Origin of the sequence: Sorangium sp. So ce295 (assembly GCF_051527405.1) — a bacterium.
In the GTDB taxonomy this organism is placed as follows: domain Bacteria; phylum Myxococcota_A; class Polyangia; order Polyangiales; family Polyangiaceae; genus Sorangium; species Sorangium cellulosum_B.
Genome location: NZ_CP150324.1, coordinates 3,903,508 through 3,919,168 on the forward strand (window position 1 = coordinate 3,903,508; position 15,661 = coordinate 3,919,168).

Sequence of the window (15,661 nt, forward strand, 5' to 3'; positions counted from 1 at the left end):
CGCGAGCGCTCGATCATCACGACTTGGCATCACGACTTGGCATCACGACTTGGCATCACGACTTGGCATCACGACTTGGCATCACGACTTGGACTCGACTCGTCCGAGCGGCTTGGCAGCGCCCGCCAGCGCGCTTTGTGCGTCCTGCCAGGCGGGGTCTCCGGGGTAGAGCGCGGTGTGGAGGTAGGCCCGCGTGAGGAGCTGGACGGCAGCCACGCGCTCGGGGTTCTCGTCGGTGGTCTCGGCGAGGTCGTAGCCCGCGACGCCCCCCAGCCCGTGCTCTGCGTCGACCAGCATGAGCAGCGACTTGGGGCCTGGGGAGAGGAAGTAGGGATCCGCGTGCCAGGCGGCGCCTGCGGTCGTCAGGTGGGGAGAGCCGTCCTTGTCGCCGGCGACCACGAGCGCGGGCGTCGTCATGGTGGAAAAATCGATGTTCGCGAAGAATGGGTAGTTCTCTGCTGCGTACTTGCTGAGGGCGTCGCCTCGGCCGGGCGCGGCGAGCAGCACGCCCGCCTTGATCCGCGGCTCGGCGACGCTCACCTCGCTTCCGTCGCGGGGATCCACGTGGCGCGCGCCGAGCAGCACGCTCGCGGTGTGCCCGCCCATCGAGTGGCCGAGGACAGCCACCTTGCTTCGATCCACACGCCCGGCGATCGCAGGGACGGCGCGCTCGATCGCGTCGAGCTGGTCGAGGATGCGGCTCATGTCCTCGGCGCGCGCGCGCCAGAAGAGAGGCGCATCGGGATGGTCCGAGCCTCTGAAGGGCAGCGTCTTCGAGTCGAGATGCGTGGGCTGGATCACGACGAAGCCGTGCGCCGCGAAGTAGTTGGCGAGCGGGGCGTAGCCGTGGAGCGACGAGACGAAGTTGGAGGGGCCGTGGCCGTGCGAGAGCAGCAGGATGGGCAGCTCGCTTCCGGTCACGGGCGCGGAGACGCGCACCTGGAGATCGACGGGGCGGCCGGGAGCGGGCAGCACGATGGGGTGGATCGAGGAGACCTGCGCGGGTGCGCTGGAGGCGTTCGCTGCGGGAGTCGGTTGGCTCATGATGTGGAGTTCCTTTCGGGGGCTCGGCCCCGCTCATCGCCTTGGTAGCTCCCGCCACCGCTCTCTCATTGGAAGGACCGGACATTTTCGGAGCGCTCGCTCCGCGTCGGCTTGAACGATCGCAGCCGGCGCGCGACACTGCGACGGTGCTGCACACGACGGACACCGCGGCGACGTTCTCGCTCTCGCGCTTCGTCGAGGGGGTTCACTCGTTCTTGCCGGTGGATGGGCACACTCGTCATGAACGGCTGCCCGACGGACGAACGATGCTCGTCTTCCGCGTGCTCGAGGAGGGCCGGAGAGGCGACGTGTGCGTCGCGGGGCCGCGCACGCACGCGCTGTTCAAGAACGCCGGCGGCGTGGCGCGGGCGATCAGCATCGAGTTCAAGCCAGGCTGGTCGGCGCCGCTCCTCGGCGTGGCCGCGAACGCGCTGACGGATCGGATCATCCCGCTGGAAGACATCTGGGGCCGCCCGGGCGGCGATCTATGCGACGAGCTGCTCGCGGCGCGCAGCCTGCCGGAGCTCCTCGACCGAGTGTCCCGCGCCATCGCCCTTCGCACCCGCCAGACGTTCGAATCGGCATCGGCGCGGCTCGCGCGCCGCGCGGTTCGCTTGCTCGAAGGAGACGAGGTCCGGGTGGAGAGGGTGGCGGAGCGGCTGGGCGTCACGGCGCGGCATCTCCGCCGTGCCTTCACCGAGAGCGTCGGCGTCTCGCCGAAGGATTTCGCGCGCACCGTTCGCCTGCAGCGTGCCGTGCGGATGGCAGCCACCTCGAAGGACTGGGCGCGCATCGCGAGAGACGCGGGCTATTACGACCAGGCGCACCTCATCGCCGATTTCCGGGAGCTCGTCGGGCTCACGCCGGGCGCCTTCGTGAAGCGCGCGGGCGACGACGGCGCCGCGAGGCGACTTCTCGGCCCACCGGCCGAGGATGCGCGAGCCTGCGCCGAGGGCGCCGCGAACGCCGGCCATGATGTCGGCGAGAGCGGCGTGGTCACGGTGCGAGCCCGCATCGAGCGCGCAGCGCCGTAGGGCGACGGAGCTAGCGTATCGGCAGCATCTCGGATCCATGCGGGCCATCGCCCTCTGTTCCCTGCTGCCTGTCCGGAGACCTCGCAGGCCCGGCTCCCAAGGTGGCACCTTGAACCAGAACAGGTATCAACGGCGGACATCCACCCACGCCGTCCCGCGAGATTCGTCCAGCCGCGAAGCGTCTTCGTGATACCATCCAGGACACATTCGTGGCGGGGGCATGCCACGAGGTGGGCTGTTGACCGCGCCTGACAGCGCCAGAGCACGTCTGACGTCAAGGGGAGTGATGCTGACGATCTCGGGGTATCAAGCGACCGACACGATCTACGAGAGCGGCAGCTCGCGCGTCTACAGGGGCCAGCGCATCGGAGACGGGCGCGCCGTGATCCTCAAGCTGCTGCGCTCGGACTATCCCAGCCAGACCGAGCTCACGCGCTACCGGCATGAATACGCGGTGCTCCGCACCCTGGAGGCGCCGGGCGTCGTCCGGGCGCTCGACCTGTGCAGGCACGAGAACGGGCTCCTCCTCGTCCTCGAGGATTTCGGCGGCCGCTCGCTCGCGCACCACCTCCACCACCTCCAGCGCCGCCCGTTCGACGCCGCGGACTTCATCCGGCTTGCGATCCAGATCACGAGCGCCCTTCACGAAGTCCACAGAAGCGGAATTATACACAAGGATATCAATCCGTCCAACATCGTAGTCAACCGCGAGACGGGTGTTGCCAAGATCATCGACTTTGGCATCTCGACGCGGCTTTCCCGGGAAGAGCTCTCGATCAAGAGCCCCGCGGTGCTCGAGGGGACCCTCGCCTACATCTCTCCCGAGCAGACCGGTCGCATGAACCGGTCCCTCGACCATCGCACCGATTTCTACTCGCTCGGCGCCACCTTCTACGAGCTCCTCACGGGCGCGCCGCCCTTCAGCGCGACGGACGCCATGGAGCTCGTTCATTGCCACGTCGCGCGCGATCCCGCCCCGCCGCGCGCGCGATGTCCGGGCGTCCCGGAGGCCCTGTCGGACCTCGTGATGAAGCTCATGGCGAAGGCGGCCGAGGGCCGTTACCAGAGCGCGGCGGGCCTCCTTCACGACCTGGAGGCGTGCGAGCGGCGCCTCGCGGCCACGGGCGAGATCGCCTCGTTCCCGCTGGGCCGCGCCGACGCCTCCGGCGCGCTCCGCATCCCGCAGCAGCTCTACGGGCGCGAGCGCGAGGTGCAGGCGCTGCTCGAGGCGTTCGAGCGCGCGGCGCGGGGCGGCGCCGAGCTGATGCTCATCGCCGGGTACTCGGGGATCGGCAAGTCCGCGCTGGCGCACGAGCTGTACAAGCCCATCACCGAGGCGCGCGGGTATTTCGTCGCGGGCAAGTACGACCAGCTCCAGCGAAGCACCCCGTACACCGCGATCACCAGCGCGTTCCGCGACCTGGTGCGGCAGATCGTCGCCGAGCCCGAGGCGCAGTTCGCGCTCTGGCGCTCGAAGATCAAGGCCGCCCTCGGGGCGAACGGGCAGGTCCTCGTCGACGTGATCCCGGAGATCGAGCGCATCGTGGGCGACCAGCCGGCCGTCCAGGCGCTGGGGCCCGCCGAGTCCCAGAACCGCTTCGTGCGCGTCCTCCAGAACTTCGTCCGCGTGTTCTGCGACGCCGAGCGCCCCCTGGCCATCTTCCTCGACGACCTGCAGTGGGCCGACGCGGCGTCCCTCCGGGTCATCGAGCTCTTGATGACCGACGCGAAGCTGCGCGGCCTGCTCGTGATCGGCGCCTACCGCGACAGCGAGGTGGGCGCCGCGCACCCGCTCTCGGCCGCGATCGCCGCGCTGCGACGGGAAGGGGCGGTCGGCCGCGTGCGCGAGATCTCCCCGGGGCCGCTCGGCGCCGAGATGGTCTGCCGGATGCTCGCCGACGCGCTGCGCGCGGACGCCGCGGCGGTCATGCCGCTCGCCGCGCTGGTCACGCGGAAGACGGGCGGCAACCCGTTCTTCGTCAACGAGTTCCTCCGCACGCTGCACCACACCGGGTGTTTGCGGTACGACGCCGGGCTCGCGGCGTGGACATGGGACGTCGAGCACATCGAGTCCAGGAACATCACGGACAACGTCGTCGATCTGATGATCGGCAAGCTCCGGGAGCTCCCCGAGGACACGCAGCGAGCGCTGATGTCGGCGTCCTGCCTGGGCAACCGCTTCGACCTGGGCAGGCTCGCTGTCATCCGCGAGGAGACCCGCGCCGATGCCTACCGGCACCTCGCGCCCGCGCTGCAGGAGGGCCTCCTCGTCCCGCTCTCCCCGATGGAGCCCGCGGCGCCCGACGATCTCGCCGCGCCGCTCGTCTTCCCGGACTACAGGTTCCTCCACGATCGGGTCCAGCAGGCCGCGTACGCCATGATCGAGGACGGCGAGCGCAGCGGCCTCCACGCCGACATCGGCCGGCTGCTCCTGCGGAGCCTGGGCGGGCGCGCCCCCGAGGAGAAGGTCTTCGACGTCGTTCACCACCTGAACCGCGGCGCCGACCTGCTGAGCGACGCGGCGGAGCAGCGGCGCCTCGCGGAGCTGAACCTGCTCGCGGGCCGGCGCGCGCTGCTCTCCGCCGCCTTCGACGCGGCGCGCGGCTACTTCGCCCGAGGCCTCTCGCTGCTGCCCGCGAGCGCCTGGCAGGGCGATCCTGCGCTGATGAGCGCGCTCCACGTCGGCGCGGCCGAGGCGGCGTGCATGAACGCCGACTGGGGCGCGATGAAGGAGCTCGTCGACGCCGCCCTGGGCGAGATCCACGACGTCATGAACAGGAGCAAGCTCTACGAGCTCCTGATCCTCTATCACCACACCCAGGCGGAGTTCCGGAAGGCCGTGGACATCGCCGTGGAGGCGCTCGCGCAGCTCGGAGAGACGTTCCCGGCGAGCCCCGGAATGCAGGATTTTCTCGACGCTTATACCAAGACGACGAAGCAGGTCGCCGAGATCGGCCTCGAGCGCCTCGGCCGGCTCGCCCCGATGACGGAGGCCCCGAAAGAAGCCGCGCTCGTGATCCTCCGGCGCGCCATCCATGCGTCGTATTTCGCCGCGCCGGAGATGCTCGGGCTCTTCATCTGCCGCGCGCTCGACCTGACGATGGATCACGGCGAGTCGCCCCTCTCGTCCTATGCGTTCGCGGCGTTCAGCGTGCTCGTCAACGCCGGCGTGGGCGACATCGCGACGGGATCCCGGTTCGGTGAGCTGGCGATCGCGGTGCACAGGCGCCGGGACGAGCCGTTCTACAAGGCGAGCGTCTACAACTTCTATTACGGGCTCTCCCGGCACTTCTACCGTCCGGCCCGCGAGAGCCAGGCGCCGCTCATCGAAGGGTACCTGAGCTACGCCGAGAACGGCGACGCCGAGAGCGCCGCGTACTGCCTGATCAACGCCTTCGTCTGCGGCGCCGTCTCCGGGCAGAACCTCCTCGACCTCGAGGCGATGTTCGACAGGCACATCGAGGAGGTGTTCAGGTTCAAGCAGGAGCAGGTCATCAACCAGCTCAGCGTGTGGCGGCAGGTCATCCGGAACCTCACCGGCAGGTCCGAGCACGCGGCGAAGATCAAGGGAGAGTTCTTCGACGCCGAGCAGGCGCTCCCGGGCCTCTACGCGACGAAGAACTTCAACACCGTCAATTATATCCATACGGCGCAGGCGATGCTCTATTTCGTCTTCGGCGAATACGAGCTCGCCTACAGGCACGCCGCCGAGACGGAGCCGACCCTCGGCGCGAGCACGGGCAAGGTGTTCACGCCGCTGCACACCTTCTATTACTCCCTCGCCATGACAGCGCTCACCCCGGCGGCCTCGCCGGAGGACAAGGCGCGCTACCGCGCGAAGCTGTCGGAGAACCAGGCGAAGCTCAAGGCGCTGTCCGCGACGTGCACCAGCAACTTCCTGCACCGGTACCTGCTCGTGGAGGCCGAGCTCGCGCGGATCGACGGCCGCGCGGCCGAGGCGCTGGACCTGTACGACCGCGCCATCGCGTCCGCCTCGGAGCACGACTACGTGAACGAGGCCGCGGTGGCCTGCGAGCTGGCGGGGCGGTTCTGGCTCGCGCAGGGGAGAGAGAAGCTCGCGCGCGTGTACCTCGCGGACGCGAGCTACCACTACGACCTCTGGGGCGCCGCCCGCAAGGTGCAGGACCTGGAGGAGCGGTATCCGCAGCTCGTCGCGCGCGAGGCGCATGCTCCGCGATCCTCGGAGATCGCGCCCTCACGGACGTTCGTCACGACGACCTCGCTCGGCGCATCTCGCCTCGATCTCAGGACGGTGCTGAAGGCGGCGCAGGCGATCTCCGGGGAGATCGTGCTCGACAGGCTCCTCGCCAAGCTCCTGTCGGTCGCCATGGAGAACGCCGGCGCCCAGCGCGGCTGCCTCGTCCTCCGGGACGGCGACGGCCTGCGGATCGAGGCCGAGGTCGACTGGACCGACGGCCGCGACGAGCCGCGCTTCCCGGGGCTGCCCCTCGACAAGGCCGCGGCGCACGAACGCCCGCTCCTCTGGGCCGCGATCGTGCAGTACGTCGCGCGGACGGGCCAGTGCGTCGTCCTCTCCGACGCCTCGACAGACCGGCAGTTCCAGCGCGACGACTACGTCGCGCAGCGCTCCCCGAGGTCCGTCCTGTGCACGCCCATCACCCACCATAACGGCCTTTACGGGGCCATCTACCTCGAGAACAACACGGCGACCGGGACGTTCACCGAGGATCGGCTGGAGCTGCTCTCGATGCTGTCCTCGCAGATGGCGATCTCCATCGAGAACGCGAGGCTCTACACGGGCGTGGAGCAGAAGGTCCGCGAGCGCACGGCGGAGCTCGAGCAGGCCCACGCGACGATCGTCCGCCTGGAGCGGGAGGCGGTCGAGAACCAGATGGCGGGCGGCTTCGCGCACGAGATGCGCAACGCCCTCTCGGGGGCCGCCATGGTGCTCGAGTCCGTGACCCAGGGCGGCGAGACGCTGTGCGCGAAGAACGCGGCCCGGCTCGGCGAGCTGTTCGACTTGCTCAAGGGCGATATCCCGGAGGGCAAGATCAAGGCGGTCCTCGCCCACCTGGGCGACATCGAGGAGGCGGAGGAGACGCTCGACAGCGTGCTCCGGATGGTGGGCGACTGCACGGAGCGCGCGCTGAGCGTCACGAACAGGATCCTGGAGTACTCGAAGCTCGGCGTCGCGCTCGCCGGCAACGAGGTCGTGAGCCTCCGCCGCGTCATCGAGTCCGTCGCGGCGCGGCACCGCGACGAGTTCGCGCGCCAGGGCGTGTCGGTCGAGCTCGATCTCCGGGGCGGCTCGGCGGTCGTCGGGTACGAGTCGCACTTCGACTCCATCGTGAGCAACATCGTCCTGAACGCGCGCGACGCGCTGCTCCTGGTCGGCGACGGCCGCGGGCGGCGGATGCGGGTCGAGACGGTCGACGAGGGGGAGCTCCAGGTCCTCACCATCAGCGATAACGCCGACGGGATCTCGTCCGACGACCTCTCGAAGATCTTCCAGCCGTTCTTCTCGACGAAGCCGACGACCGGCGTGGGCCTGGGGCTCAGCTTCGTCTCCCGCCTCGTCGCGATGTACCGCGGGACGATCGACGTCGAGAGCGCCGCGGAGCGCGGAACGACGTTCGTCGTCCGGCTCCCGCGCGCGGCGCTCCACCACCAGCCGCAGCAGCCGCAACAGCCCCAGCCGGCCGGCGCGCCCGCCGGCCGGATCGATCTCAACCTCTCCGGGAATTGAAAGGAGGCGCCAAGATGACATCGGCGAAATTCACCAGGCGCTTCCGCGAAGCTTCGGACGTGGCGCCGGAGGCGCCCGACAAGGAGCGGGCGATCGTGGTCGTGATCGACGACGACCCGCGGATGCGGTCCGCGCTCGAGTTCACGCTGCGGCGTGATTACGACGTGCGCCTGTACGCGAGCGCGCAGGAGGGCATCGCCGCCATGACGGAGATGGTCAGCCTGGTCATCCTGGATATCCGCATGCCGGGCATCGACGGGCTCACTGCCTACCTGAAGATCAAGGCGCTGTTCCCGAAGGTGCCGATCATCTTCTACACAGCGTTCCAGGACATCCTGGAGAAGCAAGACCTGCTCTCGACCCACAAGGCGTTCGGCTATTTCGACAAGAATGGCGACGTGTCGGGGCTCATCGCGGCCGTCGAGAAGGCCGTCCAGCATTACAGCCTGGTCTCCAGCATGGCGAGCGCGCAGAAGCTCGTGCGCGGGATCATGCCCCCCGACGCGAGCTGATCAGCCGCCGGCGTGCCGCCGCGCGCGCGGCAGCTCGACCGTGAACCTCGCGCCCTCGCCCAGGCGGCTCTCCACGCGGACCGCCCCGCCCATCGCCTCCGCCGCCTCGCGCACGATCCAGAGGCCGAGCCCGAACCCGCTGTAATGGCGCGACGTCGTCGCCCGCTGGAAGCAGCGGAAGATCCGCTCGTGATCGGCCGCCGCGATGCCGATCCCCCGGTCGCGGACGGTGAGGCGCGCCATGTCGCCGGACGCCTCGAGCGCCACGTCGACGGGCTTGCCGCCGCCGTACTTGGACGCGTTGGAGAGCAGGTTGGTGATGATCTGCTCGAGCCGCACCGGGTCCCAGTGGCCGTGGAGGGCGCTCGGCGCGTCGACGGTGACCGGGCACGCCGCGCGCCGGAGCAGCGCCGCGTGCTCATGCAGGAGGTCCCGGAGGAGCGCGCTGAGGTCGACCTCCTCCGGCGCCACCGTCATCGGCGCCGCCGTGATCTGCGAGATGTCGAGGAGCTCCTCGACGAGCCGGTTCAGCCTGTCGAGCAGCGCCTCCACGGCCTCGAGCTTCGGGATCACCTCCTCGGCGGCCGGCGGCGGCCCGCCGGCCCTCCGGTACATGCGAAGGAGCGCCTGCACCCGGAGCATCACCGGGGTAAGGGGCGTCTTGAGCTCGTGCGACGCGATGGTCAAGAACTCCTGGCGCGTCTCCTCGACGTGCTTCCGGTCGGTGATGTCCTCCGCGATGACGACGAAGTAGGCAGGCGCCCCGGAGGCGTGACGGACCAGCGAGACCGTGACCTTCACCCAGACCAGCTCGCCGCCCTTCCGGACATAACGCTTCTCCCGCGAGGCCGTCTGGACCTCCCCCGACAGGATGCGGCGCACGTTCTCGACATCGGTGGGCAGATCCGGCGGATAGGTGATCTGCTGGAACGTGAGATCGGTCAGCTCTGCATGGGAGTAGCCCACGATATCGCAGAATTTCTCGTTCATCCGGAGCCACCGGCCCTCGACCGACACCTGGCCGATGCCGACCGCGGCCTGGTTGAAGGTGGCGCGAAAGCGCTCCTCGCTCCTCCTCAGCTCCTCCTCGGACCGCTTGCGCTCCGTGATGTCGTGGAACGACGTGACCACCGCGTACGGGATGGACTCGCTCGGGCGCAGCAACGGCTGCGAGTTGATGGAGATCCACGCCATCTCGCCCTCCGGCCGGTGCACCCCCATGATCACGTTCTTCTGCGGCGCCCCCGTGCGGAGCGTCACGATGGCCGGGTGCAGGTCGCCGTTGAACGGAGCGCCGTCCTCGTGGACGGCCCTCCAGCGGGGATCGCGGCTCTCCCGGCCCGCCATCTCCGCGGACGTGAGGCCGAGGATGCGCTCGGCGCTCGCGTTGCACGCCTGGATCGCGCCGCTCGCGTCCTGGAGGACGATCCCCTCGTCGAGGGCGGCGATCACCGAACGATAGCGCTCCTCGCTCCTCCGGAGCGCCGCTTCCGTCGCCCTCCGCTCCGTGACGTCGGCCCAGATCATGAGCAGGGTAGCGACGCGGCCGCCGCACAGGATGGGGCTGACCCTCACCTCGTAGCGCGCCGCGTGGCCGTGCTCGCCGGGGATCGTGCACTCGCAGCTGTCGGACGCCCCCGACCGCACGACGCGCTCGACGCAGGAGCGGGCCGCCTCGCGCGTCTCCGGCGCGATGTGCTCGTAGACGCTCGTCCGCAGCAGGCTCGCCGAGCTCGCCCTCGGCAGGGCGCGGCCGGAGAGCAGGATCGTGCCGTCCGGGGAGATCACCAGGATGCAGTCGGATGCGCTGCCCAGGATCGCCTGCAGCAACGCCTCGGCGCCGCCGAGCTCGGCCAGCTGTCGCTTGAGCGCGTCGGCGGCGCCTTCTTCCGCGGATTTCCCCAGCGCAGCCACGCTCTATGCATTGTTACCAGAGGCCGCGGCCGCAACCGCGCGGACGATCTCGCGTCGGCTGGCGGGGCCCGCGCGGGGCCCGCGTCGCCGCCGGTCTCCGGCATCGTTTCTCGGCGCGACGAGCGCGCCGGCGGGTGGCGAAACGCCGAGCGCGCCATTACGCAAACCTCCGGGCGAGGACGATGCGGAGCACACGGGTGGACGGGGCTGGCCGCCAGCGCGCCGAGGAGGCCACCGCGGCCGGGCAGGCCGAGGTGGCGCTGCGGGAGAGCGAGGCCCGCGACCGCGCGGCCAGCGCAGAAGCCGCCCGGCTGGAGGCCGAGGCAGCCGTCCGGCGGAGCGAGGAGCAGTATCGCCTCGTCAACCGCGCCACGAACGACGTGATCTGGGACTGGGATCTGGAGACGAACCGGGTCTACTGGAACGGAGCGGTCGTCCAGCACTTTGGCTGCACGCCGGAGGAGCTCGGTGACGGCCCCGAGGGCTGGTACGACCGCATCCACCCGGAGGACAAGGCGCGGGTGTCCGAGGGGATCCGCGCAGCGATCGAGGGCAACGGGGAGAGCTGGACCGACGAGTACCGCTTTCGCAGGGGCGACGGCTCGTACGCGCCCTTCCTCGACCGCGGCTACATCGGCCGGAGCGTGAGCGGCGAGCCCACCCGCATGATCGGCTCGATGCTGGACCTGACCGAGCGCCACCGGGCCGAGGCCGCCCTGCGCGAGAGCGAGCTCTTTCACCGTCAGACCCTCGAATCGATCCCGGGCATGGTGTGGGCGACCCGGCCCGACGGCTACTGCGAGTTCCTCAGCGAGCAATGGGTCGAGTTCACCGGCGTGCCCGCAGAGCGGCAGTTCGGCGACCGGTGGCTCGAGGTCCTGCACCCGGACGATCGGGAGCGGGTCTTCGCCGCCTGGCGCGCCGCGGTCGGGGGGCTCGCCCCGTATGACCTGGAGTACCGTATCCGGTGGCGCGATGGCGGATACCAGTGGTTCAAGGTGCGCGGGCGGCCCATCCGCGACGCCTCGGGCCGGATCGTCCGCTGGTTCGGGATCGCGATCAACATCCACGATCTCAAGCTGGCAGAGCAGGCGCTGCGGGACGCGGACCGGCGGAAGGACGAGTTCCTGGCCATGCTGGCCCACGAGCTGCGCAACCCCCTCGCGCCCGTCCGCACGGCCGTCGCGATGCTCCGGAGGGTCGGAGCGGCGGATCCCGTGCAGCGGCGAGCCCGGGACGTGATCGATCGCCAGGTCACCCACATGGTCCGGCTGATCGACGACCTGCTCGACATCTCCCGCATCGCCCGCGGCCGGATCCAGCTCCGCAAGGCGCGCTGCGATCTCGTCGGCATCGTCCGCCAGACCGCCGAGGATTACCGGGCGAACCTCGAGGCCGAGGGCGTGGCGCTCCGCGTGAGCGCGCCGGACGAGCCGCTCTGGGTCGAGGGCGACGACACCCGGCTGGCGCAGATGCTGGGCAATCTGCTGCAGAACGCCGGCAAGTTCACCGACGCGGGCGCGAGCGGGGGCGGGCGCGTGTCGGTGCGCGTCGAGGCGGGCCCTCGGGCGCCCGGGCGCGAAGGGGGCGTGTCTGGACAGGCCGTCATCACGGTCGAGGACAACGGCGTCGGGATGGATCCGGGGCTGCTAGCGCGCATCTTCGATCCGTTCAGCCAGGCGGATCAGGGGCTGGCGCGGAGCAAGGGGGGGCTCGGGCTCGGCCTTGCGCTGGTGAAGGGGCTCGTCGAGCTCCACGGCGGGACGGTGGCGGCTCACAGCGAGGGGATCGGCCGAGGCTCGGTGTTCACGCTGCGGCTGCCGCTCGCGGCGCCGGTCGCCCGGGACCTGTCGGCCGCCTCCGACGGGGAGGAGGCCAGTCGCCAGGGGGTCCGCGTCCTCGTGATCGAGGACAACCACGACGCGGCCGAGAGCCTCGAGATGCTCTTGACCCTGAGCGGCTACGACGTGGAGACGGCGTTCGACGGCCCGACCGGCCTGACGGCGGCCCGGACGCGCCCTCCGGATGTGGTCCTGTGCGACCTCGGGTTGCCGGGCGGGATGGATGGGTACGACGTGGCCCGCGCCATCCGCGCCGAGCCGTCGCTCGCGTCGACGCGCCTCGTCGCCCTGAGCGGCTACGGTCAGGACGAGGACCGGAGGAGATCGCGAGAGGCGGGCTTCGACAAGCACCTCGTCAAGCCAGCCGAGGACACCGCGCTGATGGAGGCCCTGTCTGTGGGGCGCCGAGAGCTGCGCAGCTCGGCGAGCCCGCTCTCGCGCTGATCTGCGGCCCTGCGCGCTCGCGCCCCCGGTGGCGAGGGCGCCTGGGTTTGGCGTCGACCGCGTGAAGGTGGCATTGTAGGCACGGCGACGCCGAGGCAAACGATGAACGATAGAGAGCTCGAGGCCGCGCTGCGGCGTGATCCGTCCGATGCGCAGGCCTGGCTCGCGTACGCCGGGACGTTGACGGCGGCGGGTGATCCGCTGGCTGAGCTGATCGAATGGGAGCGGCGCGTGAGAGCCGACGAGGCGGGAGCGTGGCAAGCGCGGCGGAGGGCGCGGGAGGAGCTGCGCGGGGCGTGGGGGCTGGGCGACAAGGATGGGGTCGACGGCGAGTTCGAGTGGGGGTTGTTCAAGGTGCGTCGGGTGACGAAGCATCATGCGGCGTGCCTGTGGCGTCTGACTCGAGTACGGCTGCTGGACGCGAGCTCGCTGGAGCTCGAGCAATTGCCGCGCGCCGAGCTGGAGGAGTGCCTGGCTGCGCTCGAGTCGTTGAAGCCGCGACGGCTGCTGTTGTCCGATGCCTTGCTCGACGCAGCGGATGCGTTGACGCTGGCGCGAGCCCCCGCGGCGACGATGCTGCGGCAGCTGGTGCTGGAAGCGAGCGGCGCGAGCTTCGAGGGGGACGCCCTGATGGCGGAGTTCGCTCGCGTGCTGCCGAAGGAGGAGCTCGAGCAACTGGGGCTGTGGAATCTGCGGATCGGGGACGCCGGGCTGGAGGCTTTGCACGGCGCGGGCGCCTGGCCGCGATTGCGGCACCTGTCGCTCGGCTTCAACGAGCGGGTGTTGAGTGGATCGCTGCGCACGCTGTTCGAGGGCGCATGCTGGCCCCGGCTGGAGCGGTTGGCGCTCGGCTGCGGTGAGGTGGACGCCAGCATGATGCCGCGTCTGTCGGGTCTGCCGCTGGCGGCACGGCTGCGCTCGCTGAGCTTGTGGGGAACTCCGGCGGGCCCGGCGTTCTGGCGTGACCTGGCGGAGAGCGCGAGCTGGGCCTCGCTGCAGCGGCTGAACGTGGAGGAGGGGGACTTCGATGACGCGGCCGCGTACGCGTTGAGTCACGCTCGAGATCGGTCGCTCGAGCTGCTCATGTCATTCTTCACGCCGCTCGGCGCGGACGCGGCGCTGTCGCTTCTGCGCGGCGAGGGGCTGCCGAGCTTGCGGCTGCTCGCGAACATCACCTCCGCGACACCCGAGCAGATGGCGGCGCTGCGCGGCTTTGGTCAGCGGTTCACGCTGGGCAGCGTCCACGACTGCGGAACGCCTCAGTGGATCGTGCGCGATCACTTTGAGATGGAGCGGTGGTAGGTCCTCCGGGGCAGCAGCCGCGAGTGCGGTGAGGTCCTGCGCCTTCACGGGCGGGCTCCGCGCTCGACTGCGGGTCGTGGAGGCCGATGACGAGGCGCCCTGCGCTCCCGCCGGCGGGCGACGCCGCGAGACCCTCGATGGTTCGCGGCGGTCACCTCGAGAGTGCTCAGCTCGCGCGCGCGAGGCCGACCGGGGCCGGGGCGCCGCTCTGGGCGAGCCGCTCGGCGAGCGCCTTGTCGTAGAGGGCCTGTTCGCTGGCCTTGTGGGCGGCCGTGAAGCGCACGAGGATCGCGCACACCGACGAGACGAGCGCGGCGAAGCCCAGCACCGCAAAGCAATCCTGGGTGTCGCCGACCGCCTTGAGCAGGAAACCCGCCGCGACCGCGCCGACGTTGCCGCCCGCGCCCACGATACCCGCGACGCCGCCGAGCGCCTTGCGATCGATGAAGGGCACGAGCGCGTAGGTGGCGCCGCAAGCCATGTGCGTGAAGAGCCCGAAGACGATCATCGCGAGCACCGCCATCCCCGCGGTCTGCATCCGGGAGAACCAGAGCAGACCGAGCCCCTCGCCGACCATCAGCGCGAACAGGAGGGTCGTGCGGGCGTCCAGGCCCTTCCGGTGCGCCAGCCGATCGGAGAGCATGCCGCCCACGGCGCGGGCGAACAGCGCCAGGAGCCCGAAGCTGCCCGCGGCCATGCCTGCGGTCTGGAGATCCAGCTTGAAGCGGTCCACGAAGTAGCTGGCGGCCACGTTGTGCACGAAGAGCTCGATCCCGAAGCAGGCCCCGTACGTGACGAACAACATCCAGGACCGGTAGTTGCCCATCGCCGCCTTGAAGACCGCCCATCCACCCTTCTTCCCGCCCTCGATCTCGACGCCCGCCGCGCGAAGGTCCTTGTAGTTTCCTTGCGGGCAGTCCTGGGTGTACTTCCAGTAGAGGACCGCGACGACGAGCATGAGCGCGCCCGGCACCACCATCGCGAGGCGCCAGCCGATCGACGAGGCGACACCCAGGCTCAGCACCGCCGCGAGCACCCAGGGCATGGTCGACTGCGTGACCCCCCCTCCGGCGTTGCCCCAGCCCGCGCTGGCGGCGTTCGCGGTGCCGACCACGTTGGGAGCGAACATGACGGACGTGTGGTACTGCGTGATGACGAAGCTCGCGCCGATCATGCCGATGAGCAGCCTGAAGAACAGGAAGACCTCATAGCTCTGCGCGAGCGCGATCCCGAGCACGGGGATGGCGCCGAGCGCGAGCAACCACGTGTAGGTCGCCCGCGGGCCGTACTTGTCGCAGAGCGGCCCGATCACCAGACGACCCGCCACCGTGATTCCCACCGCGGCGATGTTGATGTTGGCGATCTGCTCCTTGGTCAGCCCGAACTCGCCCTTGATGACCGGCATCAGCGGTGCCACCGCGAACCACGCGAAGAAGCAGGCGAAGAACGCCAGCCATGTCAGGTGGAATGCGCGCATCGCTGGAGTCGACAGCGAAAATAGCTCGATCTTGGTCGCCTTGGTAGCCTGGGTCATGGGTCCTCGTAAGTTGCAAGTTCTGAAGGACCTCGCGGTGCGGCGATCGAGGCCTCAGGACGGATTCATAAAACAAGGACCGTAAATGAATCGTAAATCGTATGTTTCCGGTCGATGTCGAGCCAAAAATAGGTTGTAGATCATATGTTTCCGGTCGATGTCGGACCCCAGGTGGGTTGTCGTTCGTATGTTTCCGGTTGATGTCATGCCCCAGGTGGGTTGTCGACCGTATGTTTCCGGTCGATGTCCGCGCCGTGCCCATCACGGCGCGCGAGGCGCGCTCAGGGCGCCTGCTGGTCAGCCATCGC

The 15,661-nt window shown here is 69.8% G+C and carries 8 protein-coding genes; 5 read left to right on the plus strand and 3 right to left on the minus strand.

The genetic code is table 11. The annotated features are described in order from the left end of the window. Positions 1-81: 81 nt before the first annotated feature. On the minus strand, positions 82-1,044 hold the full coding sequence (locus WMF11_RS14950) for an alpha/beta hydrolase family protein (RefSeq protein WP_437977925.1): 963 nt from the start codon (positions 1,042-1,044) through the stop codon (positions 82-84). Positions 1,045-1,190: 146 nt separating this feature from the next. Between WMF11_RS14950 and WMF11_RS14955 the strand changes: the two genes are divergently transcribed. The 3 genes from WMF11_RS14955 to WMF11_RS14965 all read left to right on the plus strand — a co-directional run bounded on the left by WMF11_RS14955 (position 1,191) and on the right by WMF11_RS14965 (position 8,318). Further along, positions 1,191-2,078 carry a helix-turn-helix domain-containing protein gene (locus WMF11_RS14955; protein ID WP_437977926.1) on the plus strand — a complete coding sequence of 296 codons (888 nt, stop codon included), beginning with the start codon at positions 1,191-1,193 and terminating at the stop codon, positions 2,076-2,078. Positions 2,079-2,364: 286 nt separating this feature from the next. Further along, the gene (locus WMF11_RS14960) at positions 2,365-7,806 is read left to right on the plus strand and encodes a trifunctional serine/threonine-protein kinase/ATP-binding protein/sensor histidine kinase (RefSeq protein ID WP_437977927.1); all 5,442 of its coding nucleotides are present in this window, start codon (positions 2,365-2,367) and stop codon (positions 7,804-7,806) included. 14 nt (positions 7,807-7,820) lie between these two features. Further along, positions 7,821-8,318 (plus strand): response regulator, encoded by a 498-nt coding sequence (locus tag WMF11_RS14965; RefSeq protein WP_437977928.1) that lies wholly within the window; start codon positions 7,821-7,823, stop codon positions 8,316-8,318. On the opposite strand, the gene WMF11_RS14970 is transcribed toward WMF11_RS14965, so the two are convergent. Next, positions 8,319-10,232: a PAS domain S-box protein gene (locus WMF11_RS14970; protein ID WP_437977929.1), complete on the minus strand. Its 1,914-nt coding sequence runs from the start codon at positions 10,230-10,232 to the stop codon at positions 8,319-8,321. A gap of 182 nt (positions 10,233-10,414) precedes the next feature. On the opposite strand from WMF11_RS14970, the gene WMF11_RS14975 reads away from it, so the two are divergent. Continuing rightward, on the plus strand, positions 10,415-12,517 hold the full coding sequence (locus tag WMF11_RS14975; RefSeq protein WP_437977930.1) for a hybrid sensor histidine kinase/response regulator: 2,103 nt from the start codon (positions 10,415-10,417) through the stop codon (positions 12,515-12,517). 180 nt (positions 12,518-12,697) lie between these two features. Continuing rightward, a complete protein-coding gene (locus tag WMF11_RS14980; protein ID WP_437977931.1) occupies positions 12,698-13,819 on the plus strand; it encodes a hypothetical protein in 1,122 nt (373 codons plus the stop codon). 166 nt (positions 13,820-13,985) lie between these two features. On the opposite strand, the gene WMF11_RS14985 is transcribed toward WMF11_RS14980, so the two are convergent. After that, positions 13,986-15,353, minus strand: a complete 1,368-nt coding sequence (locus tag WMF11_RS14985; protein ID WP_437977932.1) for an MFS transporter — start codon at positions 15,351-15,353, stop codon at positions 13,986-13,988. Between the last annotated feature and the right edge of the window lie 308 nt (positions 15,354-15,661).